Source organism: Nostoc sp. NOS(2021) (assembly GCF_017115025.1).
In the GTDB taxonomy this organism is placed as follows: domain Bacteria; phylum Cyanobacteriota; class Cyanobacteriia; order Cyanobacteriales; family Nostocaceae; genus Nostoc.
On record NZ_JABXKM010000036.1, the window covers coordinates 1 to 26,228 of the forward strand.

The window sequence follows — 26,228 nt, forward strand, 5'->3', positions numbered from 1 at the left end:
TTTGTACTCTTTATTTGCCTTTTACGGGTTTGTACGGTGAGGTGCAAGATATGAGGATCGCTATAGTGGTATCGCGCCTGAATAAACTCAACTCGGTCATCACTTACTACGTAAACAATCCGGTCAGTTTGAGTGATTCGGCGCGACCATACATTTACATCTTGATGTCTCAATCTTTCAGGATTACCTGTCCCTTCAAAGGGATTACGCCTAATCTCTTCAACTAAAGATAAAATGCGGAGTGCAGTTTTTCTATTTGTCTCTACCCAGTATGTAACGTCTTCCAGAAATCTCCGGTCAAAAACGAGGTTGCGTTCTAAATTATCCTCTTGAGAAACTTCAGATTGGGGAAGTGCTTCTGGTTCTAAATTATCCGACATTGAATTTATTTACTCTTCTTCGTAGAGCGAGAACTCTTTACGCAACTCGTCTATAGTTTGGGGCATATTAGTCTTAGCTTTAACACGTTGTAAAGCATCTAAAAGACGTGCTGCATTCTCAGGTGATTGGAATAAATATGCTGTCTCTATGATGCTATTAAGTTCCGCAGTCGGAATTACAGATACACTTTCCGCGCCTTCACGATTAACAACTATAGGTTCACGAGTGCTAATTGCCTCTTGGTAAATTTTGTCAAAATTGTTGCAAGCTTCGGTGTAGTTTGTCTGGATAGGCATTTTTTTGTTCTTCAATTTATCTATTCTTCCATTTTGCTGTTTTTTCAACTTTAATGTGTTTGTGGCTAAAGGTATAGGGTGCGATCGCCTTTAGTATGACAGTGCAATTACTGAGGTAGTTATTTTCATTAATAATTTATGCTGTACGTGCTTTAGCTAATATTTTCCTCATATAATTATGTCCTCTGAACAGTTCCAAGCAGCACACGTCTGTTAAAGTACCTTCAGGAAATTCGCTAAGGGTCGCCTCAGCTTAAACCATTACCTTATCGTCAAGCAAAGCGTAGATTAGAGGCAGCAGGCTTTGGGGAAGTTAGCCAAAAGGGTAGTCTGCCAAATCTAGCGATGAAGGAACCCGTACTGCGATCGCGCCTCATTATTGAGAAATTACTATTGGTACGCTGGGCAGTATTTTACAACAAGCTGGGATAAGTGTAGAAGAGTTTGAGGTTTTGTAAGGGCGGCGTAGGCGTGAAAGGGGTAAAAGGGGCGACCAGGGCAAACGCATCTTATTTCGTAATAAAAACTAAGCAAGGTTTTAATGAACCTCAGGCAACAATTGTGAAGTCAGCGGTTGTCAAGGTGGGAATATTAAGCAGATTGATAAATTCGGCTCCAGTTCCTAAGCCTGCTGCATTGCCATTTTGGTTATAGTACAGACTGCCACTACTGCGACTGTAAACCAGGAAAGCATTGCTGGTTGCAGCTAAATCATCATCGTCTACAATCGTAAAATTAGAAGCTTGACTCAACCCATTACCCACAATACTACTCAAAGCAGTAAAAGTATTCTTACTCAACACCAATTTATCGCTTCCAGAGGTAAAATCAGTCAGGATATCGCTACCGAAATCGCTACTAGTAAAAGCTCGTCCGCTACTATACAAAAAGCGATCGCTATCTGCTCCACCTGTAAGAATATCATTTCCAGACCCACCAATTAAAATATCAGCCCCACTTCCACCTGTTAACACATCATTACCAGTCCCCCCATTCAGGGTATTATTGAGGCTATTGCCAATCAAGCGATCGCTACCATTACCACCAACCACATTTTCAATTACATTATTAGCTGATAGGGTCAATTTCAAGTTACTATTGACTGTCTGGGTGGTAATGATACCTAAATTCACTCGTATATCTGTACTAGTACCATTGAAATTTAAAGAATCATTCCCACCTGTGGTAGTTTCTTGAATGCGATCGCTACCTAATGGGGTGGAAGCATTAAATGCATAAGTATCATTCCCCAGACCACCAGTGAGAATATTATTGCCACTATTACCCGTCAATATATTATTGCCACTATTGCCAGTGCCGTTAATATTGCTGGTTCCAATCAGAGTTAAATTATCGACACCATTAGCTAAGGTTGTTGTGGTACTAGCTTGTAAGCTGTTAGTGATGGGGACAGTGGCTACTTGTGCTTCAAATGCGCCAATATCAACTTTAGCGCCAACAAGCCGCGCCAAGCCTCGTTGGTCGTAGGGTATGGGTTCTGAAGTGTTGCCATCGCCGTCAAGGTCTTGTGTATCAGCAGGAATCAAGTTGTTGTTGCCGGCGTTAATGGCTGGGCTACCAGTCAGGAGGGCATGGGTAAGGGTGAGTCCGCCGTTATTTTGTAGGGGGCTGAGTCCGGGGTAAGGGTTGACGATATCTGTACCAGTGCCTACAGTGCCACTGGCTCCAGCTAGAGAGCCAATTAGATTATAATTATTGCCGTTAACTGTCCCTTGAATATCTTTGCCTGTACCCTGGTTACGATAATTACCAAAATTTCCGGCAACAATTGTGTTCTTTAAATTGGCACTGCCATTAATTCCACCTCCTCCTAAATCGCCCGCCGTATTATTGGTAATGGTGCTGTTAAGTATATTTGTAACAGTGCCCGGACTAGAATCTATACCACCGCCACCGGTTTCTGCACTGTTGCCACTAATTGTCGTGTTAACTAAAGCAATAGAGCCGCCGTTACCTTCGATACCACCACCAGCGCTACCAGGGCTTTCTACACTATTATCACTAACTGTAGTGTTTATCAGCGTCAATGTTGCATACAAGTTGTTGTAGATTCCACCTCCAAAATATGAGCTATTATTACTTATTGTGGAGTCAATCGCAACCACAGTGCCAGAGTTAAGGATACCGCCACCGTCGAGAGCTTGATTGTTACTGATAGTAGAACCATTTCGCAAGTAGACTGTACCATCGTTGTAGATGCCGCCTCCCTTATAAAAACTGGACACTTGGTTGCCTGTAAGCGTCGAATTAGACAAATCGAGAAAGCCATTAGAATCAACCCTAATACCTCCACCATCGTCAGATATATTGCCGCCTGTAACCACTACATTCTGTAAGCTTAAGGCTCCTCCAGTAAGTACATGAAAGACGCGATCGCTATTTAATAAACCGGAAGCATCAATAGTTGCTTTTTGTCCACCAACTGTCACAATCAAAAGTAGATTTTTGCGACTTTTAATATCTAAATCTCCGGTGAGGGCATTATCTTCATCAATCCCGTTCGATGTTAGGTTGTAAGTTGCTCCTCCTGTTAAGTGGATTTCATAGCCAGTATTCGGGTTTGCATTGGCAATTAAAATCGCATCCCGCAGAGATAACCCATTAGCAGCACTGCCATCATTTTGATCGGCTGTGGTATTGACTGTCAAAATTGTAGGAGCCATTTTACATTTCCTTGATTTATTATAAAAATTATCTCATCCAGATTACATTCATAAAAATAATTTTAGAACGCCGCTCAAGTTGTTTTCACTACTGCGGTTTTTAATTCACCTGTAACCAAATTTCTAAACTACCAAGTAACCTACTCTTTGCGAGAAGTTGACTAAAGAGTTGCTTCAGCTTGAATTTCTTGAATGATAGTTAAAATTTTCTCTTCTGATTGAATGTGCCGTTCTAGAACTTGAGCGGTTTATTCCAGTACCTACTCAGATCATAACTTGGCTAAATCTTGCCGCAAACCCTTCCCAATATATAACTTAAGCAAGGCTTCAGGTGACATATCTTGACTTGCTGCTACTTTTTCGAGCGATCGCAATGTATCTGTTGGTATGTTTATTGATACTGTTTCTGTCGCACGGGGTCTTAAGTGTAGTTCTAGTTCTTCTTCAGGCTTGTTCATATAGCTTTCTTTCAATGCGAGTAGTGTAATGATTAGTTAATTAGGATGGGGTGCGATCGCCTTTAATGTGGCAGTGTAATCACTGACGCAATCTTTTCGTTAGTAATTTAAGCTGTACGTGATTTAGCCAATCTTTCCCTCACACAATTATGTCCTCTGAACAGTTCCAAGCAGCACACGACAGTATATACAACACAGGCACACGTCTGTTACAGTACCTTCAGGAAATTCGCCAAGGTCGCCTCAGTGAAGGAGACGATACCAAAGGTTTGCAGAGTGTCGAGGATGAGATCAACAAATCCCTACACGAATTGAAAGAGCAGAAATATCAAGTAGCTGTGATTGCGGCGATGAAGGCTGGGAAAAGTACCTTTTTGAATGCCATAATTGGTGCTGATGTTTTAGCAAGTGAGACAGCAGCGTGTACAATCTGCCGTACAGACGTTCGACATATTCCATCTGGGCAAATCCCCAGACTTTTGGAATACCGAGAGGGACAAAGACGACCTATTGTTCTTGCTGAAGGTGATGCTGGAGAAATTCAACAGAAATTTCTAGTGCGTACCCGTGAGATTCGGGAGAAAGATAATCCTGACGATACCATACGCTTTGAGATCGAGTATCCTATCGAAGCCATTAGTGGACTCTCTTCCCTTGCTGGTTTTACTTTAGTTGACACTCCTGGGCCGAATGAGTGGGAGTCTACCAATTTCAATGTAAAACTAAAGGAAACTACACTGAAAGCGCTGCGAGAATGCAATGCAATTTTGTTTGTTTTAAATTACGCTTCCTACAAAGATAATGCTATTTCAGATTTGTTTAAGGATGTTAGAGAAAATCGTCAGGAAATTTTATCTGAGAACACAGGTAAGATTTACTTCATCCTTAACAAAGTTGATCAAAAGACAGAAAAAGACAGAGAAATTGCTGATGTCATAGAGGACTTGAAACGAGAGTTAACTACCTTTGGCTTTCCAAATCCAAGTGTCTATCCTGCAAGCTCTAGACAAGGACTTTTGGCGAAATTAATTCAACAAGATAAAGCAACAGATAGCCAGATAAAGGATTTTGAAGATTTTTTTAGTGCCAAATATGCTGAAAGAGATGCTAGAGGGAGAAAGGTAATACCGTTGCCATCAGAAATTGCACCAAAAGCTTTAGAGGATAGTGGCTTACCTACTATTCAAAAAATAGTTATTGAAACCATAACTCAAAATGCTGGTTGGAATCTTCTGAGTGATGCTTTGGCAAAACTTGATAAAGCAGCAAAGGCAATTGAAAATTCTTTGAATACACAGTTTAGTGCTTGGGATATAACGATTGAATCCCTCAAAATAAAAGTAGAGGATTACCGGAGACATTCTGAATTTACTAAAATTAAGGTTGCAACTGTAAAAAAGTCTGTAGAACAGCAAAAAGAGATACTAATAAAGGGTTTTATCCAAGGAGTTAGTATATTTGCTTACGAAGCAAAAGATAAAATCCAAAATGAAATTGATCACATTGCTCAGTCTAGGGTAGGCAAATCCACAGAACAGAATATTAAACAGTCTGATAATTTACAAAGTCGCGTATATCAAGATGTTGACTGGTTTGCTATTGCTGGAGAAATAGGTGGAACAGTACTAGAGTTTATTCCTGGGATAGGCAAAGTTTTAGGAAAAGGACTTAAAACAGTACTGAAAACAAGCAACTCTTTGCTAGACAGTATGAAGCAATCTGTTCCAGACTCATTGAATATTTCTGATTCTGGGTATCAAAATTCTTTCAACATATCAGACTCATACATCATTAGAGCAAAAACTAAAGCGGAAGCTCAAAGAATTGGCAGCACCATCAATGATTTTTGCGCTCCTCATATTCAAAGTTGGTGGCTAGACACTCAAGATAAGCTAGTTAGGGATGGCACAAAAATAAGAGAAGCTTTAGTTAAGAAAATACAAGAAGATATTCAACAGATATCAAATGAACTTTCTCAATATCTTGGGCAATCTTTGAACGTTCATATAAATATAAATGATATTCAGTTTCCTAGCTTTGAGTTCCGAGGAATAGATGCAGAAATTCAATACCAGCAAGAGGTGTTTACTCGCACACGAAAAGAAGCAAAAAAAGACAGTGGTTGTTGTAAATCGAATAAAGCCTATTATGTAGATGTTTCATACCAGGATAAGCATGAATTTTACGAAATTGACTTACGCCAAACAGCAAAACAAATTAAGCAGAAGATAGATGAGCAGGTGTTAGAAAACCAAAAGCTTTTACAGCGAGTCATTGAAAAACAAATTGAGGAAGATTTTAGAAGTGCAGAACAGCAAATCAATGACTTTATTAAAATGTTTCAAGATGATTTTGACAGCTTGCTGAAAGAACGGAATACCAAAGAAGCCGAGGCTGATCATATCCGTGAAATTCTTAATATTCACAAAAACAAGCTGAATGAATACCTGCGTGAATTAACTGCTATTCGAGCATCCTTAGATAATTGGAAGCCATTGCAAACAGTTAGATAGACATTCTAACCCAAACAAGCTGAAAAAGCCCATTAACCCACGCAGGTGGGTTTCGTTTGTATACCCCCAGAATTCTATTCTGAGGGCATTTTATTTGTTACCCTTCTGGCAATTTAGCAAATGCCTGCTCAACTAACTCCTTTGCCTTAGCATCCAAACGCAGCCAATCCACTTCACCCAGTTCATCGATTAAACTAGTATCAATATCAGCAGCTTCCTTGTGTGGGGTGTATTCCAGAAAACACACCTGATAACACAGTTCCCACAAATCGATACTCGCTTCTTGCTGTTGACGCTGCAAACGTAGATGATATCCTGGATGGGGCATCGGCAGACGAGCCAGAGTCTCTCTGATTTCATCTGCTTCTTGGGGCGTTGCAGTTTCCATCGCTTGCAACAGTTCAGTTACCAATGCTTTGATTTCATCAGTGGTGCTAGGCGGCCAAATCAGGACATCGTGGTAAGTTCCCGTCCAGGAAGATTCATCAAGCAGCTTGCGGAGATTGTCGATAACGCGAATGAAAGCAGGTTGCATGAGCATTTCAGCCTGCTGCCATGCAAGTGAGTTTGTTATTTTCGGTGGCATTGGTAGTAAACAGGGACACTAAAAGAAAAATAAACAGTCTGTGTTTATTAAAAAGCTGCGTTTTTAATCTAAATCTTTTCTCAAGATAGCGGATTTCATTGAAGAAAATTTGGAGATATTTATTACTAGCTGGAAAATTAGGTAATAACTCTGGGGAGGGAATATGATCGGCAAGCTACTAGACCATCGTTACCAAGTAATTCGAGTCCTCGCGATGGGAGGATTTGGTCAAACCTACATTGCCCAAGATACTAGGCGGCCCGGCAATCCCATTTGCGTTGTCAAGCACCTCAAACCCGGAACTGACCCCAGAGTTTTTGATACTGCTAAACGCCTGTTCAACAGCGAAGCCGAAACCTTAGAAAAACTGGGCAACCATGACCAAATACCCAGGCTGCTAGCATACTTTGACGAAAACCAAGAATTTTATTTAGTACAAGAATATATTGAAGGACATACCCTAGCTGAGGAACTTATACCTGGTCAGCGCTGGAATGAAAGCCAAGTAATTCAACTATTGCAGGAAGTTCTGGAAGTTCTCGAATTTGTCCATCGCCAAGGCGTGATTCACCGCGACATCAAACCGGATAATATCATCCGTCGCGCCTCAGATAATAAGTTAGTTTTAGTAGACTTTGGGGCAGTGAAGCAACTGCGTACACAACTCGTAACGGTGGGCGGACAACCCTCTGCTACAGTAGTTATCGGTACTCCTGGCTATATGCCCACAGAACAAGGGCAAGGTAAACCCCGTCCCAACAGCGATATTTATTCCCTTGGCATCATCGCCATTCAAGCATTAACAGGATTACAGCCAACAGAATTGCAAGAAGACCCGGAAACTGGCGAAATCATTTGGCAGCATTCAGTAACCGTGAACTACAGACTGGCGGCAGTGTTGTCCAAGATGGTGCGTTATCACTTCAAAGACCGCTACCAAAACGCCACGGAAGCACTGCAAGCATGTAAAGACGCGATTAATCCAGTACCCGCACTTTCCACACCTCAAGAATCCGCCAAAAATTCCAGTTACCAAACAGCCAAATCCCAGCCTCAAGTATCTCGGCTGCAAACGGTTGCAGTTGCACCAGCAAATCCTGTCAAACCTGCCCGTAAAGACTCTAGTAAATCCGACCCATGGCCGCTATTATTTGCCATATTATTGGCAGGTGGTGCTGCTGCCTTGGTAGCAAATGTAACTCCAAATGTAAAAAATTTAGCTTATAATCTTACAGGTAAGGATACCGCCTTAGCAAACAAATGCTCGGCTGTTGTCGTGGGAAATTCTAATATCCGTTCTGAACCTAGTTCGATAAATTCTGATAATGTTTTGCAAACTGTTGCTGATAACACCAGTTTCGAGGTAACAGGCAAGCGGACAAAACGAGGTTGGATAGAAGTTAAACTGAAATCTGGTCGTTTGGCTTGGGCATACTCGGATGTGATCACCAATAATCAAGAATGGGGTTCTTGCCTGCGCGAAAAAGGCATTGCAATTAAGACAGTAGATGATGATACCCTGATTGCGACTCGACCGACTCCCAAGCCACAACCAAAATCGAGGAATGTAGCAACTCCATTACCAGAAAAGCCGAAGGGGTCAACTGCCGATGCTGGGAAATTAGAGCGATCGCAGCCTAGTGATAACAGTGCCAATATTATAGAACAAGCAAGACAGAAATATGAATCAGGAGATATAGTTGGAGCGATCGCACTTTTGAGATCGGTTCCGGCAAACGCTGCTTCTGGTATCCAACAGACAGGTAAAGTAATTGCCCAGTGGCAGCAAGATTGGACTAAAGCGGAGGCGATATCTAATGAGATCAACAAAGCGCTGGATGATGGTAAATGGGATAAAGTTTTAGATTATAGAAACCATCCAGAAAAGTTGCCTAATACTCAATATTGGCGAAACAGAATTGAACCATTATTTAAACAAGCAGCCGAAAATCTAGCAAAACAGGCACTAACTAAACTAGAAAATCAAGGTAATCAGAAGAGTACCCAACACAAACTTCCCGATACTAAGCAACCTACCACTACAGAGAGTCCTAATACTACAGAAACTCCGAAAGGCAGTCTTTAACAGTTACGAGTTAAAAAGGGCGGTTATAAACCGCGTCTACACGAGACTTTACCCACCTCCGTGGGTTTCAAACCCAGAAATTTTCCTTAGTCCGCGGAGGCGGACGAAAGTTTGTGTAGCCGTGAATTCTATAGGACTTACGCAAAAACCCTCCTAAACTCTCATTCCTCCGTGTCCTCTGCGACCTCTGTGGTTCGTTGTCCATTACCTGTGCGTAAGTCCTATTCTATTCGCCCTCGCTCTAAGGGACTTCCAAGAAATAAATTATCCATCTTGTGGGGTGGGCATCCTGCCATTGGTGTCAAGTTAAGCCCAAACCCCTTTAAAACCTCGTTTCCAGCCTCTGGCTGGAAATGCACCTCATTGCGGCTCTGCCGCCAGCAAGAGAGGCGGAGCCTCAACGACGGGCATTCCCAGTCTCAGACTGGGAACGAGACAATCTCTAAAAGCTGGTTCTAGGCTGGTTTTCACGTTAAGTTGACACCAATGGCATCCTGCCCGCCCTGAATATAGGACGGGTGTTAGCGTAGCGGCACGTAGTGCGGGCACCCATCCCACAAGAGAATTTGGGATGTTTTTTTATTTGTCAGTCCCTAAGTTGACTGCTATACAAACCTTGTAAAAAGCTTTGTTAATGATTTTAAATCACAGATGCACATAGATAATTCATCTATGTGCATCTGTGGTTTTATTTTCTTTATCCGTGCATTTCGTCGTATTCTTGGGCTTCAACTCGTCTTGCTTCCATCCGCGAAGCAGGCAGAAACTCAGCGCGACGGACTGGAACCAAGGGCGGTGTATTTCCTTGGTAAGGGTGAATCACTTGTACAGTACGGGCTGGACGCTGCCGTGGTGAGAATAAAGCCAATACCCCAGCGACGACAACACCACCGCCAATAGTGAGAGTTGCGCCTCCTACAGCCCAAAGCATGGGTGAAGACCACCAAGAATTTTGCGGCTGGAATGCTGCTGCTTTTTGTTGGTTACTCTGCTGGGCTGATAGCCACTGCTGTTGAGTATTGAAATTTTGAACTTGGGCCTGTAACTGTTGAATTTGCAACTTCTGCTGTTCATTGTCGTTTTTAAAACGCTCCAACTGCATCTGCGTGTTCACCTTCTCCATCTCCAGACGCTGGTCAGAATTAGGAGCGACTGGCGGCTGATTAGAATTGGGATACATTGGTTGCCCATAAGGCCCGTAAGGATACATTTGTGGCTGCATTCCTTGGGGCGCTACTACAGTCCCTGGCATTTGCGGAGCAACAGCAAAGTTAGGTTGTAGGGGGGTATTTGTTCCTTTGAGCAATACGAGAGCCGCCAGCCCAGCTACGGCAACCCCGCCGATAAACGCCATACTCTCACTCATCGCCTTTGCTCCTCAATTGCGACGTAACTATAACCATCTGTGACTGACTCACTCTCACACTCACACTCATAAATTATGCCTACTTGATTTCACATAATACTCAAACTATAAGCAACTGTATCAGCTAGTTTTTTTACATCATCATATCTGATGTTAATATTCAAGACCATAATGGTCAAATTGTCTACCAAACAAGGATAGAAAAACTACACTGTTATACTTTTTTAATCTACTTTCCCCCTCTAATCAAGAGGAGTATTTGTGCTGGTGTTGGTGGTCTTGATAGCTGCCTTGAGACTTTGGCAAAATTGGGCGATCGCATTTAGTCCCTGCTCTGGTGTACCTTGGGCTAACCGTTGCACAAAAGCGCTGCCCACGATCACGGCATCTGCGCCCCATTCCCTTACCTGACGGGCTTGTGCAGCTTCGGAAATCCCAAAGCCGACACCAATGGGTTTATCAGTAACACCACGAATTTGTTTGAGTAAATCGGACACGCGGTTTTCCACTTGCGATCGCACCCCTGTGACCCCTGTTACAGTGATTAAATAAATAAATCCTTGGGAAGAACGAGCGATCGCTTCTATTCGTTCATCTGAACTGGTGGGAGCTACGAACAACGTCAGATCAATTCCGATGGCGCTAGCTGGTTGGAGCAAGCTTGCGGCTTCTTCTAAAGGTAAGTCTGGTACAACCAATCCCGCTACCCCCGCCGCCGCAATTTCCTGGAGAAATTTGTCAATTCCCCGGTGCAAAATTGGGTTGTAGTAGGTAAATAGGACAATGGGCGATCGCAATTTGGGAGTAATCCCTTGCAACATTTCCAGCACCTGCTCTAATTTCGTACCCCTTTGTAAGGCGCGGGTAGCAGCAGCTTGAATTACTGGCCCATCCGCCAGAGGATCGGAGTAGGGTATACCTAGTTCTATAATGTCGGCTCCACTACGATCTAGAACCTGCAAAGCTTTTGCTGTTGTTTCTAAATCGGGATCGCCAGCAGTGATAAACGGAATCAGAGCGCACTCACGATTGCGCCCAAGAGTTTCAAAGCAATGAGAAATCGCAGTCATTTAGTCAAGTATCAAGAGTCAAATGTCAAGAGTCAAGAGTCAAAATCTAGACTTTAGACTCTTGACTCATCAATGATAACTTTACACCTGAGATTGCTCTTCTTGTTCTATTTGGGCTTGAATTCGTGCTAGTTCTTCAGGAGTAAGCTCGTCTAGCCGCTTTTGCAGAAAGTCTTGCTCATACTGTTCCCGCTGTTGGTGGTAGGTCATTTTTTGTCCCACCGCCCGGAAAAAATAGGTGGCTAACCAGCCAACTAAGCCACTGACTAGTAAGACTTGGCTCCATATACCAGCTTTCTGATTATCCAAACCGACTAGCTGTAATCCTACATAAGCCAAGCCGCCGGCAATAAAAACACCCAAGCCAATTCCAATAGCGTCAATCCGTCGCATGAGAATTATGACCTACCAATCTCGTTAAACTTGAATTTGTCGCCGTTGGGGTCGAAAATTTACAAACGGCGATAGAACCAACAAACCCGGAAAGAAGAAAAACACCAAAAAGTACATAAAGACACGCTCGATGGAGCTAGCTACATACCAACGCTGCTTCAGGTACAGCAACACAGCAATCGGGATTACCAGAAGGTAAGCTCCAGCCAAAATCAGATACAGCAGGGCCACAATCATAACTTTCAAGTCTTAAGCATCTGTTTTCCATCATAGGCTGAAGAGCCAGACTCAGAGAAGTATAGTCATAATGCTTTCAACATAACTGCGGCACAATTCCTCGGAACCCCAACCCCTAAGAGCAACCTCTTAGGGGAGCTAAAGCGCAGCTTTAGCTCTTTGGGTACTTTTACTATGGGCAATTCAACGGACATCATCACAAAAGCTAATATCATGCTATAATAGTAAATTCACTAGCAAACAAATGCTCTAGTCAGACAAGATCGAAAACTCATCCAGATTGACTACGAGGAAACAAGGAAGACTTCCAACTCTAGAAAGCGATCGCCCAATCTGGAAAAAATATTTTCAATCTAGTTGGACAAAAGACACAATTGATGGTGGAATAGATGAGGAGGTATTTAGTGCCTCTAGAAAATAACTAGTTATACTAGTTGCCAAACACCAACGGGGGTGTGGCGGAATGGTAGACGCTACGGACTTAGATAACTGAGCCTTGAAGGAGAAATCCCTCAAGTGGAAGCTCTCAAACTCAGGGAAACCTAAATCTGGTGACAGACATGGCAATCCTGAGCCAAGCCCAAAAATTTTAGATTTGCGATTAGTCTTAAATCTAAAATCCAAAATTGCGGGAAGGTGCAGAGACCCGACGGGAGCTACCCTAACGTTAAGCCGAGGGTAAAGGGAGAGTCCAATTCTCAAAACCTGAGCTGGCTATTGCCATCAGGTAGCAGTGAAAACTGCGGGAGAATGAAAATCCGTTGACCTTAAACGGTCGTGTGGGTTCAAGTCCCTCCACCCCCACTAAAAATTTAAAATGCTAAAAGACTCCTATAGAAGGTATGGGCGAGTTGTATTTAATGGTAAAGCAACTTGCCCATATAGATTTGTATTAGCTCTGATTGTTAAAACTAAGTAATTTAACGGAAGTATTGATGAAGTATTAAACAATTTATGTTTAATACTTTATTTATAGTCCGAGTTTATCAAATTTGTGTAAAAAGATTACTGAATCTCTGAAGAATAGATTGATGCTACTGTTCACGAAGGTTAAGCTGGTAATAATATGAACAGGAAGCCCTTTTGTCCTGAAAACTGGAATGACCGCTAATAGTTTACCAATTAGTCAGGAAGATCCGCATTTTGTTACGTCTAAATCTAGACAGCTAAATGTGCAAATTGCACAAGAAGAGGTTTATAGCTTCTTTGTGGAAATTGTCAAGAAATTGTCGCCAGATGATGTTTTACGGGAATTCAAAGGTTTATTTATAGACGGTCTTTCTTCACAAGATTCCCATTCTATACCTGGGATATACAGCATTTTTTTAGAGGACAAAGAACAGGAATTTTGTAATACAATTAAGCGGTGTAGCTACATAATAATTAATAATTGGACAACCAACAGGAAAGAAAAATATATCCAAGAATTAGTTAATTTATTTGCTAATGAAAACCTCAAAATAAATCGCAATAATTTTCCCGCGATAAATATTTGTCAAAACTGGTTAGAGAATTTCATAAACAGCAAAGACTACCAAGAACTAAAATTATTTGCTGCTAAATATGAGGAATCATCTAAAGGTCATTGGGCTAATCGCTACACTTCCTATTTATTAGTAGATCAATCTGTTAATGAGAATAATCCCAGAGAGCAACAAGAGGCTGCCAGAAAGCTTTCTAGACAGATAAAAGACAAATTTAAGTTTGAACTGGCAATGTATATTGCTCGTTCTCAATCTGCTGTCTCAAGCACAACACGCTACAAAAATCCCAGTATTTTGGGAGATAACGTTCTGCATTTAATAAAAGCAATTGTTTTAAAAAAGGGTGTGTTTAGCCACGAAAATATTGCCAATATATTTATCAAGCAAACTCAAGAGCAAACTCTTGAAGAATTTAAAATAAGTATAGAAAAATATCTATTTTTTTCTGGAGATAATCAAGAATTAGTCGAGACTTTGCGGCGGAAGTTCGCAGATAAGTTATCTTTATGGAAGAAAGATTATAATCAAGAAATTATCACTAAAGAATTGTTATTGAGAACCTGTAATCGAGTGATTGATTCTTTGACAACAGAAAATGGGAAAGAACCTTCGTCATTATTTATATTATTGCTTACCCAAGGTCACTCTCTAACATTGGTAATTATACTGCTAAAGACTATTTTGATTTGTAGAAATTCCCGTAGGCATTTAGAAATTAGGATTGCTCATCTGATTCGCTATTACGAAAAATATCCTGAAGATGAGTGTCAGTGGGTAATCAATTTTATGGAAATTTTTAATATCACGTTTGCAATTTACGCAGAAAATGTAGAATATAACTTGATTAAGATAGAAGAAGAAGAGCAAAGGAGTAATCCGCAGTTAAATCTGGATGGTTATCGTGTGTTCTCACAGATGAAGGTAAATAGACAAAAATGAGTGTCGCCTGATTCATGATTTAGCTAGGCGTTCGTCTAACCAAGCGAAAGCAGCACCCGCAGTTTCAGCTAGAATACTAATGAGGCGATATAGAGCGATCGCACTAAATACTAAGGCAGCTGGAAAGTGGTGTCGTAAAAGTTCATACGCAGTCGCTTCAAACACACCTAATCCACCAGGCGCACCCGGAATAATAAACCCTAACAACCAAGCGCAACTAAAAGCCCCTAACAACAAAGGAATTTGATTCGCATTCAACGAACTCAGGGCGAACATAGTTAAGATAAACCCAGTTCCACGCAGTCCCATAAAGCCCAATTCTCCTAACAAAGGTCGTAGGGGATAGCTTTTAAGACTGAAGGGAACAGTTGACTCAGTGGTGACAGCAGACTTTTTTGCTTTTAATTTGTACAAAAAGCGAATAATTGGGTTTAAAAACCAGGGATGAATCGCACAAAGAACTACAGCTAAACTCAGCAATTGTAGTATTTGCAGAACAACGGTAGTATTAGCTGCCGCAAATTGGCTACTGCATAGGACAATGATGATTAAAGCAGCCGCTAGCATGAGTAACGGTTCCAGCAAAACGCTTAAGGTGGCTGCACCAGCAGAAACATTGGCATTTTTGGCTGCGACAATTCGCCCGTAGTGATGCCAGATATTACCTGGTAAATACTTAGCTATGTTCGTTTTGAGGTAAACTTGGATGAACTGGGGAGATGATACAGGTTGATTTAACTCTTGCAGAATCCAAGTCCAGATCCAGCCTGCCCAAGTATGTGCTAGTAAAGTGATGCCTGTAGCGATCGCTATAATTGCCCATCCTACCCCATCAATGCGGATAGCAGTCACCTCAATCCAATTATCCTTCAAAGCTTTGGCTAAAAAAAACAGTGTTCCCCCCAAAATTATCCAGCGTAAAAATTGCTTCATGAATTTAGTAATTTAACGGTGAGAGCAACAAGGGCTGAATACCTCAAAGCTTATGGGATATCAGCTATATATCCAAAGCTTTTGAAGTATCAAACAGGTTGATGTAGCTCTTTTGACGACAACCATATTATCTTAGTTTATATCTCCCTAGAGTTAGAGAAAAATATTATTTTTATGCTAGTTAAAATGTGACTTGCGCTAGATGTAAAACTCATTTCATGATTCATATCATAAATAGAGGTTATTATTTTGTCTGAATTGCTTGGGATACAAAATTAATTCCAAATGCCATCTTGGTTGAAGTTTAACTTAGTCACAAAAATCCAAGGAGTGAGAATTATGAAAAAAGCAATGAATTGGCTGAAAAACATTCGTCCCTTGAAAGCTTTAACTGTTTTTTTAGCAGGAATCTTTCTATTTATGACCCAGGCTTGTGGCGCTCCAGGAATAGCAACACAGCCACCACAACCTGGCGCTCAAGCACCTAATATAGAACGATACGATTCCACAAAAGATTATCCTCTGAATCCTCCTGCTGGTGGGATAAATAACTTTAGTGATGTAGATCCGAGAGCAAAAGATGAAAAGGCAGCCAATGACAAAGCTGAGGCGCTAGTAAAAAATGCTCAAAAAAATATTGAGCAGAAGGGAATTGACAGCCGAGAGCAATATGGTCGGAATTTTCAGCAAGGGACACCCCTTGGTGAAAGAGTGAAGAACCTGGGTGAAGATATCGGCAGTTCAGCTGAAGAAGTTCGGAAAGGTCTTGTTAAGGGGACTCAGCGAGGAATTGAAAATATTAAGGGTAATACCCAGAATACTGCCGAAGACGTGACAAAAAATGTTCAGCGTGGGGCTGAGGATGTTGGTAAAAATGTTCAGCGCACAGCTGAGGATGCAGGCAACGCAGCAAAGAGGACAGTCAAAGACGTTGATTGAAATTAGTCATTCAATCTCCTGCAAAAATATGAAAACGCGCACAGACATTTAGTCTGGGGCTACCCAAACAAAGCCTGCCTACGTAGGCAGGCTTTGTTTGGGTTTTAGGTGGGCAGCACTTACACAGTGATGATTAGCCATTGCGTCGCTTCCTTTGTAATGACGTAAATATTTTTAGGCTAAGAAATAATATTTTTGGCAAGAAGATGGGAGAAATTGCAAAATTCGACGAAGTTCATCGCTCAAGTTAATATTTAGCTTAATACTTTCTTTGTGTAATGAGAAGGTGAATTCCTTAGAAATATTGAAATATCCACCGAGAAGTAGGACGCTCAGTTAATTTATTCAGTTGATTTTTAACTGTCACCTTTTGAGTTTTTAAAGTATTTCTTAATTGTCTTTGTCCTCAATTATAAACCAAGCTCTATACTACAAAATGAAGTACAAAAAAAGGGTCATGTAGCGATCGCACACATCCAAATTATTCTCAATATTAATACTAAGCAGTCTGATTGATATTGGTAATATTATTTGAAACATCAATGTATTGCATTTTGAAGTGCGGAATGTAGGCTAGAAAGAATAGTTGATATTTTGACAAAATATTTGCTATCTACTTGCAAAATTTTAGAGGAATGAATTATCTCCGGTGATATTTGGAATTCAAAAAAATATCGAGTTACTTGAACAAGTCAAGCTCTTAAGCAAGCAATAATTATGAATGATATTTCAAACAACATTCCCCAGCCAGATCCAGCAGTATTGCATCCAAACGAGAACCGCTATATTTACCTGAAAATAGCTGTAATTAGGATACAGCAACATTCTTCAAGATGGTCATCGGCCCTTGGTCTTTGAGAATCTCCATTTCTGCTGCGTTTCGCACTAGCAGGGCACCAGCGAATCCTAATGAATTCACAGAGATAGACTGAAAAACCTCCTGCGATCGCGGTACGATTAACATCCATTCTCGTGTCGCTAGCAGATTGTAAGCACCAGATTGCTTTGCTTCTATTCCCACAGCATTTAGCAAAGTCCGATAAACTTCCAGTGTTGCTTGGCCCCCTGTCAATGGCGACTGCATCCAATTGGAATTTAGGGGTGCGAAAGCGTGTATAAAAGGAAGTTTTAGTGAAGTTGCGTTAGCAAAGCCCACCGTTAGCGTAGCGGACGCACCAGAAGCTATCGATTCTTGACATTGTCCTGATGTTAGCAAAGGTTCAATAGGTATCTGCGGCCCTGAAGGTGCAAGTGGTAGTGGCACTAGTTGCAAGTGCTTGTGTCGCTGACTAGCACCTGCGGTTTTGCCACTGTTGTAAAATGCTAAACCATCAAAATCAGCCAGACATGCCCACATAGCCGTAAAGTCTTCCAGGGTGAGTAAGCTTTCCTGTTCCTCGAAGCCACGGGTAATAATTAGCAGATGATAATCAACAACATTGAATTTATTCAAAATACATACATGGGTATCGGAGATATCCGCCACAAATAAATCCTCTTCGTAGGGCAAGAAAGGATTAAACTCTTGACCAGACGTAGCAGATTGTTTTTCCTGTTTCTCCTTGGCGGCTTTTTTGCGATTCAGATTAGACAAAATCCGCACTAAAAAGCGCACGTTATCCTGTTCGACAAATTCAAATTCCGTCTGTATCGACAGCAACGCCCCACATTGTAAAGCATGTTCCGTCTGTTCTTTGACACTTGTCCATAAAGTGCCAGACTTAAGTAAGATTTTACCCTGTGCCATTTTATTCCTTCAGGCATGGATGGAACACGCAATCGGGTAGCACAGATGTGCTACCCTACGAATGACTATATTGCAATACAGTTCAGTTAAGATGCGATAAGTAAAATACCAAACCTTTCACAGTAACGCAATACCCCTGCAACAAAACTGTCACAAATAATATCTACATTAGTAATACATCTAAATATCCTTCCAGAGAGCAATGCAAAACCAATCTCGCGATGGAGAAAACCCATCAAATAGCATTTTATCCAACACTGCTGATGCCAAATACCATAATCGAGCACCCTGGAAAAAGGCTGCCGCCTCTCTATCGCTGGTGCTACTGGGATCGGGTATGACATTGGCAGGTGGCTATATGGCTGGACATTCTCAGCAGGTGTCCGAGAGTGCATCTAATTTGGCAGTAAGTCGAGTAAATGCTGCTCCTCCATTACCAGCCGCCACAGATCCTAACTTTGTTATACAAGTGGTGCAAAAGGTCGGGCCAGCTGTGGTGCGAATTGACTCTTCGCGAACCGTAAAAACCCAGTTACCAGATGAATTTAACGATCCAATTTTCCGCCGCTTCTTTGGCTCCCAACTACCAGATCAACAACAGAATCACGTAGAACGGGGTACTGGTTCAGGTTTTATCATCAGTGCTGATGGTCGTATTCTCACCAACGCCCACGTAGTCGATGGTGCTGATACGGTGACAGTTACACTCAAAGATGGGCGTAGCTTTAAAGGTAAGGTGTTAGGAAAAGACGATTTGACCGATGTTGCTGTTGTCAAGATTCAGGCAGACAATCTACCGTTAGTAGCCTTGGGTAACTCAGATAAACTGCAACCCGGAGAATGGGCGATCGCGATCGGCAACCCTCTGGGACTAGATAATACAGTAACTACCGGAATCATCAGTGCTACCGGACGCAGTAGCAATCAAATCGGCGCTCCCGATAAGCGAGTAGAGTATATTCAAACCGACGCAGCGATTAATCCCGGTAACTCCGGCGGCCCCCTGCTAAATTACCGTGGCGAGGTAATTGCCATGAATACAGCCATTATCCAAGGGGCACAAGGATTAGGCTTTGCTATTCCGATCAACACAGCACAACGCATTTCCAGTCAACTAATAGCTACAGGCAAAGTAGAACATCCTTATCTGGGAATTCAGATGGTGGGGTTAACGCCTCAGCTAAAACAAAATATCAACTCAGATCCCAATAGCGGTTTGAGTGTGGATGAAGATAAAGGTGTATTAGTTGTGAAAGTTGTGCCAAATTCACCAGCTGCTAAAGCCGGGATACGTGCTGGTGATGTGATCGAAAAGCTTGGCGGTCAAGCAGTCACAGATGCCAGCAGTGTCCAAAAGGCAGTAGAAAATAGCCAAGTCGGGGGCGATTTACGTATGGAATTACGTCGTCATGGGCAGAATCTTAACATAGCTGTGCAACCTGGAGCTTTCCCCACACAAGTGCAATAAAAGTCCATAGGGTTCATTTAGTGATATTTTGTCCCGGAAGATCCTCCCAACCCTCCTTAAAAAGGCTTGCTCTAATTCCCTCCTTAAAAAGGAGGGAATTAAGCCTTAACCCAAGCGTATTGCAATAAAAGTTTTGCATTGAATTGAGTAAAAGTCAGTAGACCGAAAAGTTTTCCAGAAGGCTTACCAAACTTTCATTTGAGCGAGTTTACACCATTCGCTGGAATCCCTTTAAAATCTGCTTTTTAAGTAACGGGCGTTATGGATGGACTTTGTGCGATCGCCTCCTCAGATCCTCAGTTCAATCCAATCTCGTTCCGCCGAGCAAGCTGCCTCAGCACTCTCCGTAAATCGAATGTTCTCCAAAGACCGAACCATCGGAAATCACCCGAAAATGCCAGCGTTTTACTGTAGTGTAAAAGACGACTAGAAAACGAGAGTGAATGCTGACAAAGCGAGTACATAGTATTGATGGCGTTGGCGTTACAGGAATGCGATCGCACACTATGCCCGGAAATTGCGTAGACGCAGCCCAACCCAGGCATCGCACCCCAAGCGTAGACCTCACGGCAACTTCATGCTGAACTATACGACTTCCCCCTCACCAAGCATCCTGCGCCATCACAAAAAAGAATTCTGACAAATCAGCCTTAAGTACTTGGCTAAAAAGATTCAATTTGATATTGTTAATTAACATATCAAACTGATATATCAAAATGCTGAAGTTGGCAGTATTAGGTCTCTTGCAGCGAGAGCCATTAAATGGTTATCGGCTCAAACAGCAACTAGAGATGTTTATGAGTTGCAGTATTTGTGTCAACTATGGTGCGATTTATCCTCTTCTGAAGCGTATGGAAGAACAAGGGGAAGTGATGCTATGTGCAGAACAGGTACAAGAAGCTGGGCAGTGTGGAAAGGTATATGAGATTACACCTGTCGGCAAAAACACTTGGTATCAAGAAATGCTGGTATATCCTCATGAAAGCTGGGTGAATGCGCGATCGCGATTCTTAATCAAATTTTTTTTCTTTGGTCATTTATTACCCGAAGAACGAATGCAGTTAATTGAACATCGATTGATGTTATGTCGGTTACGCCTTGCAGAGAAAAAAGCACTTGAAATTACTGATGATTTATATCAAGCGAAATTACAAAAGCGGGTAATTGAAGTGATCAAATCGGAGATTGAGTGGCTAGTTGAGCAACTCCAAACAGAACAACTTCAATTAGTTCAAACGCCAACTTCAGTACAACAGCTTTAACCCAAAAAACTTTTGAAGTATCCTAACTAACTATGTGGATCGTCAAAATTGCTTTACGTCTTCCGTATACATTCGCGATCGCAGCTTTGATGATTGTGATCCTGGGTGTAGTCACGATATTTGGTACACCAGTTGATATTTTTCCCGCAATTAACATTCCTGTTGTCAGCGTAGTTTGGACTTACACTGGAACCACATCTGAGGAAATGGCCCAGCGAATCGTGACAATTAGCGAACGCGCCATGACCACAACTGTTGGTGACATCGAACACATTGAGTCTCAATCTTTAAGTGGTGTTAGTGTCGTCAAGGTTTTTTTCCAACCCAACGCGAATATAGCCTCAGCCGTCGCTCAAATTACCTCTGTCAGCCAAACAATTCTGCGCCCTTTGCCACCCGGTATTACACCGCCATTCATCATTCAATACAACGCTTCTTCGGTGCCGATTATCCAGATGAGTGTTAGTAGCAAAACCTTGCCGGAAGAAGCACTCTTCGACTATGCTACCAACTTCGTCCGCACCCAATTAGCAACAGTGCAAGGGGCGAGTGTACCTCTGCCTTATGGTGGGAAACCTCGGCAAATTATGGTTGATATCGATCCTCAAGCGATGTTGGCTAATGGCATTTCTGCCCAAGACGTGACTAATGCTGTCAGTGCCCAAAATCTGGTCTTGCCCGCAGGCGATATGAAGATCGGCGATCGCGACTTCGCCGTACAAATCAACAATAGTCCAGATGTGGTGTCAGCCCTCAACAACTTGCCGATTAAGCAAGTTAATGGTAATGTGACCTACATTCGTGATGTCGCCCAGGTAAGAGATGGCTTTGGTGTGCAATCAAACATTGTACGTCAGAATGGGAGACGATCAAGCTTACTTAGTATCCTGAAGAGTGGCAATGCCTCAACTATTGATGTGATTGAGCGGGTAAAAAAAGCTTTGCCCCGCATCCAATCCACCTTGCCCCCCGAACTTAATTTAGCGTTTTTGTTCGATCAATCTGTATTTGTGAAAGCTTCTATTCAAGGCGTTCTCAAAGAAGGATTGATTGCAGCCTGTCTCACTGCACTGATGATTTTGATTTTCCTGGGAAGTTGGCGCAGCACAGTAATTGTAGCCGTATCGATTCCCCTCTCAATGCTGGTTTCGATCATTGTGATGAGTCGTTTGGGACAAACTTTCAACATCATGACCTTAGGTGGTTTGTCCTTAGCTGTTGGTATTCTTGTAGATGATGCCACAGTAGAAATTGAAAATATCCACCGAAATCTCGGACAAGGAAAACCAATCAAGCGAGCAATCTTAGATGGAGCGCAGCAAATCGCCACTCCAGCACTTGTAGCAACATTATGTATTTGTATTGTCTTTGTGCCGGTCGTGTTTCTAAGTGGAGTGGCAAAGTACCTGTTTGTGCCGCTAGCGATGGCGGTAGTATTTGGTATGCTTGCTTCCTATGTGCTATCTCGGACTGTAGTACCGACAATGGCAAGCTATCTTCTACCACATGAAATGGACTTGCATAGAGAAAGTGAGGATCATAATGGTCATGGCAACAACCATCATCTAGATTCGCCAGTTCAAAACAATAATGGTAACAACAACCATCATCTAGATTCGCCAGTTCAAAACAATAATGGTAGCGACAACCACCAAATAGAAGAGGCCACAACGAAAACTGCCAAACCTGTTAAGAAAGATTGGATATGGCAGCTACACGAAAAGTTTAACCGACAATTTGAGAAATTTCGCAGTTGGTACTACAATGTCCTGAACTCAGCATTAAATCACCGCCGCATAGTCTTTGTGCTGTTTGGTGCTTTTATAGTCAGTGCAGGAGTTTTGTTGCCGTTCGTCGGTCAAGACTTTTTCCCGGAAGTCGATGGTGGTCAGTTTAGCCTCCATGTTCGAGCCTTACCTGGTACTCGTTTGGAAGAGACAGAAAAAATTGTTAGCCAAGTCGAAGGCGTTATCCGCCAGACTGTACCGAAAGAAAATCTCTCTCTGATTCTGGATAACATCGGCTTACCCACCAGTGGCATTAACCTTACCTATGGCTATAACGGTGCCACGATTGGGCAGGCTGATGCTGATATTCTTGTTTCCCTAAAAGAATCTGGTGCAACTTTTTCTTACGTCAAGCAACTCCGTCAGAAATTGAAAGCGACATTTCCCAATTACACCTTCTTTTTTGAGCCAGCTGATATTGTGACTCAAATTCTCAATTTCGGTTTACCTGCTGCTGTTGACGTGCAAATATCTGGCCCTCTGAAAAACTCAAAGGGCAACTTTGAAATTGCCCAACAAATCGCCGCCCGGATGACGCGCATTCCTGGCGCTGTAGATGTACATCTCCAGCAAGTTGTCGATGCTCCAAAATTACGTCTTGATGTCGATCGCACCGAGGCTCAACAATTGGGTATGACCCAGCGTGATGTTGCCAATAGCGTCCTGACTTCCTTAAGTTCAAGCGGTCAAGCCGCAATCAACCAATGGCTTGATCCCAAAAAAGGCGTGAGTTACACCCTGGCTGTACAAGTTCCCCAGTATAAAATTGACTCTATTGACAGCCTGAAAAATACGCCAGTTGGCAACGGTCAAAATGCACCCCAACTTTTAGGTAATTTGGCTAGTGTCAGACGTGACACAGTGATGCAAGTTGTCAATCACTACAACATTCAGCCAGTTTTCGATATCTACGCTAACTCCTCTGGTCGTGACCTTGGGGGAGTTGCCCGCGATGTAAATCGAATCATCGCTGATTATCAGAAAAAATTGCCTAAGGGAAGTCAGATTAATGTCCGAGGGCAAGTGCAAACGATGAACTCTTCCTTTCTGGGACTTGGTTTAGGACTTGTGTTTGCAATTGTGCTGGTTTACTGCTTAATGGTGGTGAACTTCCAATCTTGGCTCGATCCCCTGATTATTATGATGGCACTGCCAAGCGCCTTAGCCGGTATCATTTGGATGTTATTTGTTACCCGCACCACCCTGAGCGTTCCTTCGTTAATGGGTGCAATTATGAGTATAGGTGTGGCGACATCAAACAGTATTCTAATGATCACTTTTGCAAATGAGCAGCGTCAGGAAGGGGAGAATGCCTATAAAGCATCCCTAGCGGCGGGCTATACAAGATTGCGTCCTGTGTTGATGACTGCCTTAGCCATGCTCATCGGGATGGTGCCAATGTCTCTCGGTCTTGGTGAAGGTGGTGAACAGAATGCACCCTTGGGTCGGGCTGTAATTGGTGGCTTGTCAGCTGCAACAGTCGCTACTCTGATCTTTGTACCTGTCGTATACAGCATTATGCGGCGTCAACAACCTCGTCCTGTTGATCAGGATGATGACGATTTAAATTTCTCAGATCCAAAGACAGCATACTCGTTATCATCACCTCAAGGCAAGTCGTAAACTACCCACCACCAATTGCTAAAAGCAATATGGTGGGGGCTTTTAAAGCCCACAGTTCAGTTAAGCATTTCTTCCTTCTCTTCCTTCGCGTCCTTCTCTTCGAGACACTTCGTGAACGCGTCCTTTGCGGTTCGTTAAAAAAATTGACTTTAACAAAGAGTTAAGCCTTAACCCAACCGTATTGGGCTACAAAAAAAATAGTCAAAGCCAATCATGGTAATGACTCTAGCTGCTAAAATTCTGCTTTCTTAGATAATATGGGACAGTTTACCTATGGATTCTCAGCATCGTCCATCTCCTGATTCGGAACAACAAACGACTTCTAGAAAACAAAAGCGCGGCATCGGTGGAATTGGTTGGGCTGTAATTGGTGCTGTTTTTTTTGCTAGCCTACTGGCCATAGGTATTCTGCCCCGGTTAAGCCAAAGGTCAGAATTACAAGCAGCAGTCAAGGAAGCAAGCACACTACCCTCAGTCAACGTGATCACTCCTCGTCGCGCTACTGCTACTACCAATTTGGAACTAACTGGCAGTGTTGTAGCCCTTAACCAAACGACCATCTACGCTCGCAGTACTGGGTATTTGCGGCGCTGGTACGCAGACATTGGCGATCGCGTCCGATCTGGTCAGTTGTTGGCAGAGATTGATTCACCAGACACCGATCAGCAAGTTCTGCAAGCGAACGCAGAGTTAGTGCAAGCACAAGCCAATGTGTCTCAAACTCGTGCTAGTTTAGCTAAAGGTATTTCTGATTTGAAGCAAGCCCGCGCTAATCTATTGATAGCACGGCAGAGCTGGGAGCGCTGGCAATTTCTTGTCAAGAAAGGTGCAGTAGCTCAACAAGATGCAGATACAAAATATGCTACATATCAGGCTAATATTGCCAGCGTTGAGGCAGCACAAAACACTGTTAATGCTGACTCTGCCAACATCAAAGCAGCACAAGCTAACGTCTACGCCAGTCAAGCAAACTTGCAGCGTAATACTGTATTGCAGTCTTATAAGAAAGTCACTGCTCCTTTCTCAGGAGTGATTACCGCACGTAACGTAAATACAGGTGTTTTAATTTCAGCAGGTAGTAGTAACACCAGTACTACTAGTAGCATCAGTACCAGCAACACCAATACTAGCAATACCAGCCTTTATACTATTGCTGCTTATGACAAGCTAAACGTGAATGTGAGTGTTCCACAGAGTTTATCACAGTCACTTCAGACTGGTCAAACAGCACAAATTACAGTCAGAGAGTTACCACAGCGAGTGTTTACGGGTAAAGTAGTGCGTACTAGCAACGCTATAGATCCAAATACTCGCACTTTGCTGGCACAATTAGAAGTGCATAATTCTGATGCTACGCTGCGACCTGGGATGTATGCCAATGTCAAATTTGCCATTAACCGCACCGATCCTCCCTTTGTTGTACCAGATAGTGCCTTAGTCGTTAACGCCGGAGGTACGCAGGTAGCAACTGTAACCAAAAACCAAACAGTGCATTATCAAAAAGTTGCCGTTGGGCGAGATTATGGTACTGAAGTAGAAATTACATCAGGTCTGACAGGAAATGAATCGCTCATTGCTACTCCTACGGTTGATGACACAGAGGGTTTGCGCGTGCAGCGAGTTGCACAAACAAAGTAGACTCAATGTTGTCAATTTATAGCGCTTTTCACCTAAGTAAGGAGTATCCTGAAAACCCTACTGAACAACTCATATATCGCGCAGTATTTTAGATGTTAAGCGATCGCTGATGGTAGTTCTCAAAGCGATATCTATCGTAAGCGATCGCTAAGGCACATTTCCCTTAAAAAAAGCTCAATGCGATCGCTGTTGCATTTTTGGGAATTTTAAAATAGCGTTTACTGAGTACAGGCATGTTTAAAGGATTCGGTCGCCGTCAGAAAAAAAGGGGGGGATTTGGAGAGCAGCGATATAGATATGTTATATATCTACTGGCGATTCACTGGAAATATTTAACT

At 42.5% G+C, this 26,228-nt stretch carries 21 protein-coding genes and 1 pseudogene; 10 read left to right on the forward strand and 12 right to left on the reverse strand.

Features of this window, described 5'->3' with window-relative positions; translation table 11 throughout:
• The 4 genes from HWQ41_RS04175 to HWQ41_RS04190 all read right to left on the reverse strand — a co-directional run.
• Window positions 1–380: Txe/YoeB family addiction module toxin (locus HWQ41_RS04175; RefSeq protein ID WP_292760189.1), on the reverse strand; the 380-nt coding region annotated here is incomplete at its 3' end.
• Between the two features lie 9 nt (window positions 381–389).
• On the reverse strand, window positions 390–677 hold the full coding sequence (locus tag HWQ41_RS04180; protein WP_292760190.1) for a type II toxin-antitoxin system Phd/YefM family antitoxin: 288 nt from the start codon (window positions 675–677) through the stop codon (window positions 390–392).
• Window positions 678–1,225: 548 nt separating this feature from the next.
• Window positions 1,226–3,361: a calcium-binding protein gene (locus HWQ41_RS04185; protein ID WP_292760191.1), complete on the reverse strand. Its 2,136-nt coding sequence runs from the start codon at window positions 3,359–3,361 to the stop codon at window positions 1,226–1,228.
• Between the two features lie 269 nt (window positions 3,362–3,630).
• Complete coding sequence (locus HWQ41_RS04190) at window positions 3,631–3,819, reverse strand: hypothetical protein (RefSeq protein ID WP_292760192.1); 189 nt, start codon at window positions 3,817–3,819, stop codon at window positions 3,631–3,633.
• 149 nt (window positions 3,820–3,968) lie between these two features.
• On the opposite strand from HWQ41_RS04190, the gene HWQ41_RS04195 reads away from it, so the two are divergent.
• Window positions 3,969–6,332, forward strand: a complete 2,364-nt coding sequence (locus HWQ41_RS04195; RefSeq protein WP_292760193.1) for a dynamin family protein — start codon at window positions 3,969–3,971, stop codon at window positions 6,330–6,332.
• Window positions 6,333–6,429: 97 nt separating this feature from the next.
• Here the strand turns inward: HWQ41_RS04195 and HWQ41_RS04200 are convergent, their stop codons facing one another.
• Window positions 6,430–6,918, reverse strand: coding sequence for a hypothetical protein (locus tag HWQ41_RS04200; protein WP_292760194.1), 489 nt, complete (start codon window positions 6,916–6,918; stop codon window positions 6,430–6,432).
• A 163-nt stretch (window positions 6,919–7,081) separates the two neighbouring features.
• Here HWQ41_RS04200 and HWQ41_RS04205 point away from each other — a divergent pair, with 163 nt between their 5' ends.
• Window positions 7,082–9,004: a serine/threonine protein kinase gene (locus HWQ41_RS04205; protein ID WP_292760195.1), complete on the forward strand. Its 1,923-nt coding sequence runs from the start codon at window positions 7,082–7,084 to the stop codon at window positions 9,002–9,004.
• 697 nt (window positions 9,005–9,701) lie between these two features.
• On the opposite strand, the gene HWQ41_RS04210 is transcribed toward HWQ41_RS04205, so the two are convergent.
• From HWQ41_RS04210 to ndhL, 4 genes are all read right to left on the reverse strand, one after another.
• Complete coding sequence (locus HWQ41_RS04210) at window positions 9,702–10,370, reverse strand: heterocyst differentiation related protein (RefSeq protein ID WP_292760196.1); 669 nt, start codon at window positions 10,368–10,370, stop codon at window positions 9,702–9,704.
• A gap of 242 nt (window positions 10,371–10,612) precedes the next feature.
• Window positions 10,613–11,440 carry a tryptophan synthase subunit alpha gene (gene trpA, locus HWQ41_RS04215; protein ID WP_292760197.1) on the reverse strand — a complete coding sequence of 276 codons (828 nt, stop codon included), beginning with the start codon at window positions 11,438–11,440 and terminating at the stop codon, window positions 10,613–10,615.
• Window positions 11,441–11,521: 81 nt separating this feature from the next.
• Window positions 11,522–11,833, reverse strand: coding sequence for a DUF3007 family protein (locus HWQ41_RS04220; protein ID WP_292760198.1), 312 nt, complete (start codon window positions 11,831–11,833; stop codon window positions 11,522–11,524).
• A 24-nt stretch (window positions 11,834–11,857) separates the two neighbouring features.
• Window positions 11,858–12,070 (reverse strand): NAD(P)H-quinone oxidoreductase subunit L, encoded by a 213-nt coding sequence (gene ndhL, locus HWQ41_RS04225; RefSeq protein WP_292760199.1) that lies wholly within the window; start codon window positions 12,068–12,070, stop codon window positions 11,858–11,860.
• Between the two features lie 280 nt (window positions 12,071–12,350).
• Between ndhL and HWQ41_RS04230 the strand changes: the two genes are divergently transcribed.
• A complete protein-coding gene (locus tag HWQ41_RS04230; RefSeq protein WP_292760200.1) occupies window positions 12,351–12,491 on the forward strand; it encodes a hypothetical protein in 141 nt (46 codons plus the stop codon).
• 679 nt (window positions 12,492–13,170) lie between these two features.
• On the forward strand, window positions 13,171–14,493 hold the full coding sequence (locus tag HWQ41_RS04235; protein WP_292760201.1) for a hypothetical protein: 1,323 nt from the start codon (window positions 13,171–13,173) through the stop codon (window positions 14,491–14,493).
• A gap of 12 nt (window positions 14,494–14,505) precedes the next feature.
• Here HWQ41_RS04235 and HWQ41_RS04240 read toward each other — a convergent pair whose 3' ends face one another.
• Window positions 14,506–15,426 carry a lysylphosphatidylglycerol synthase domain-containing protein gene (locus HWQ41_RS04240; protein WP_292760202.1) on the reverse strand — a complete coding sequence of 307 codons (921 nt, stop codon included), beginning with the start codon at window positions 15,424–15,426 and terminating at the stop codon, window positions 14,506–14,508.
• Window positions 15,427–15,765: 339 nt separating this feature from the next.
• On the opposite strand from HWQ41_RS04240, the gene HWQ41_RS04245 reads away from it, so the two are divergent.
• Window positions 15,766–16,365: a hypothetical protein gene (locus tag HWQ41_RS04245; protein ID WP_292760203.1), complete on the forward strand. Its 600-nt coding sequence runs from the start codon at window positions 15,766–15,768 to the stop codon at window positions 16,363–16,365.
• Window positions 16,366–16,539: 174 nt separating this feature from the next.
• Here the strand turns inward: HWQ41_RS04245 and HWQ41_RS04250 are convergent.
• Both HWQ41_RS04250 and HWQ41_RS04255 read right to left on the reverse strand, forming a co-directional pair.
• Window positions 16,540–16,786, reverse strand: a pseudogene (locus HWQ41_RS04250) (IS1634 family transposase); the annotation flags it as partial.
• A 387-nt stretch (window positions 16,787–17,173) separates the two neighbouring features.
• Window positions 17,174–18,112, reverse strand: coding sequence for a phosphorylase (locus HWQ41_RS04255; RefSeq protein WP_292760204.1), 939 nt, complete (start codon window positions 18,110–18,112; stop codon window positions 17,174–17,176).
• 202 nt (window positions 18,113–18,314) lie between these two features.
• Here HWQ41_RS04255 and HWQ41_RS04260 point away from each other — a divergent pair, with 202 nt between their 5' ends.
• The 5 genes from HWQ41_RS04260 to HWQ41_RS04280 all read left to right on the forward strand — a co-directional run bounded on the left by HWQ41_RS04260 (window position 18,315) and on the right by HWQ41_RS04280 (window position 25,890).
• On the forward strand, window positions 18,315–19,580 hold the full coding sequence (locus tag HWQ41_RS04260; protein ID WP_292760205.1) for an HhoA/HhoB/HtrA family serine endopeptidase: 1,266 nt from the start codon (window positions 18,315–18,317) through the stop codon (window positions 19,578–19,580).
• A 443-nt stretch (window positions 19,581–20,023) separates the two neighbouring features.
• Complete coding sequence (locus HWQ41_RS04265) at window positions 20,024–20,164, forward strand: hypothetical protein (protein WP_292760206.1); 141 nt, start codon at window positions 20,024–20,026, stop codon at window positions 20,162–20,164.
• A 132-nt stretch (window positions 20,165–20,296) separates the two neighbouring features.
• A complete protein-coding gene (locus tag HWQ41_RS04270; protein ID WP_292760207.1) occupies window positions 20,297–20,842 on the forward strand; it encodes a PadR family transcriptional regulator in 546 nt (181 codons plus the stop codon).
• 32 nt (window positions 20,843–20,874) lie between these two features.
• Complete coding sequence (locus HWQ41_RS04275; protein ID WP_292760208.1) at window positions 20,875–24,252, forward strand: efflux RND transporter permease subunit; 3,378 nt, start codon at window positions 20,875–20,877, stop codon at window positions 24,250–24,252.
• A 273-nt stretch (window positions 24,253–24,525) separates the two neighbouring features.
• Window positions 24,526–25,890: an efflux RND transporter periplasmic adaptor subunit gene (locus HWQ41_RS04280; RefSeq protein WP_292760209.1), complete on the forward strand. Its 1,365-nt coding sequence runs from the start codon at window positions 24,526–24,528 to the stop codon at window positions 25,888–25,890.
• The last annotated feature ends 338 nt before the right edge of the window (window positions 25,891–26,228 follow it).

What these genes read in the sequence shown, in the direction of transcription:
- HWQ41_RS04180 (WP_292760190.1), bottom strand. Translation starts at nt 677, where the DNA reads ATGCCTATCCAGACAAACTACACCGAAGCTTGCAACAATTTTGACAAA.
- HWQ41_RS04185 (WP_292760191.1), bottom strand. Translation starts at nt 3,361, where the DNA reads ATGGCTCCTACAATTTTGACAGTCAATACCACAGCCGATCAAAATGAT.
- HWQ41_RS04190 (WP_292760192.1), bottom strand. Translation starts at nt 3,819, where the DNA reads ATGAACAAGCCTGAAGAAGAACTAGAACTACACTTAAGACCCCGTGCG.
- HWQ41_RS04195 (WP_292760193.1), top strand. Translation starts at nt 3,969, where the DNA reads ATGTCCTCTGAACAGTTCCAAGCAGCACACGACAGTATATACAACACA.
- HWQ41_RS04200 (WP_292760194.1), bottom strand. Translation starts at nt 6,918, where the DNA reads ATGCCACCGAAAATAACAAACTCACTTGCATGGCAGCAGGCTGAAATG.
- HWQ41_RS04205 (WP_292760195.1), top strand. Translation starts at nt 7,082, where the DNA reads ATGATCGGCAAGCTACTAGACCATCGTTACCAAGTAATTCGAGTCCTC.
- HWQ41_RS04210 (WP_292760196.1), bottom strand. Translation starts at nt 10,370, where the DNA reads ATGAGTGAGAGTATGGCGTTTATCGGCGGGGTTGCCGTAGCTGGGCTG.
- trpA (WP_292760197.1), bottom strand. Translation starts at nt 11,440, where the DNA reads ATGACTGCGATTTCTCATTGCTTTGAAACTCTTGGGCGCAATCGTGAG.
- HWQ41_RS04220 (WP_292760198.1), bottom strand. Translation starts at nt 11,833, where the DNA reads ATGCGACGGATTGACGCTATTGGAATTGGCTTGGGTGTTTTTATTGCC.
- ndhL (WP_292760199.1), bottom strand. Translation starts at nt 12,070, where the DNA reads ATGATTGTGGCCCTGCTGTATCTGATTTTGGCTGGAGCTTACCTTCTG.
- HWQ41_RS04235 (WP_292760201.1), top strand. Translation starts at nt 13,171, where the DNA reads ATGACCGCTAATAGTTTACCAATTAGTCAGGAAGATCCGCATTTTGTT.
- HWQ41_RS04240 (WP_292760202.1), bottom strand. Translation starts at nt 15,426, where the DNA reads ATGAAGCAATTTTTACGCTGGATAATTTTGGGGGGAACACTGTTTTTT.
- HWQ41_RS04245 (WP_292760203.1), top strand. Translation starts at nt 15,766, where the DNA reads ATGAAAAAAGCAATGAATTGGCTGAAAAACATTCGTCCCTTGAAAGCT.
- HWQ41_RS04255 (WP_292760204.1), bottom strand. Translation starts at nt 18,112, where the DNA reads ATGGCACAGGGTAAAATCTTACTTAAGTCTGGCACTTTATGGACAAGT.
- HWQ41_RS04260 (WP_292760205.1), top strand. Translation starts at nt 18,315, where the DNA reads ATGCAAAACCAATCTCGCGATGGAGAAAACCCATCAAATAGCATTTTA.
- HWQ41_RS04265 (WP_292760206.1), top strand. Translation starts at nt 20,024, where the DNA reads ATGCTGACAAAGCGAGTACATAGTATTGATGGCGTTGGCGTTACAGGA.
- HWQ41_RS04270 (WP_292760207.1), top strand. Translation starts at nt 20,297, where the DNA reads ATGCTGAAGTTGGCAGTATTAGGTCTCTTGCAGCGAGAGCCATTAAAT.
- HWQ41_RS04275 (WP_292760208.1), top strand. Translation starts at nt 20,875, where the DNA reads ATGTGGATCGTCAAAATTGCTTTACGTCTTCCGTATACATTCGCGATC.
- HWQ41_RS04280 (WP_292760209.1), top strand. Translation starts at nt 24,526, where the DNA reads ATGGATTCTCAGCATCGTCCATCTCCTGATTCGGAACAACAAACGACT.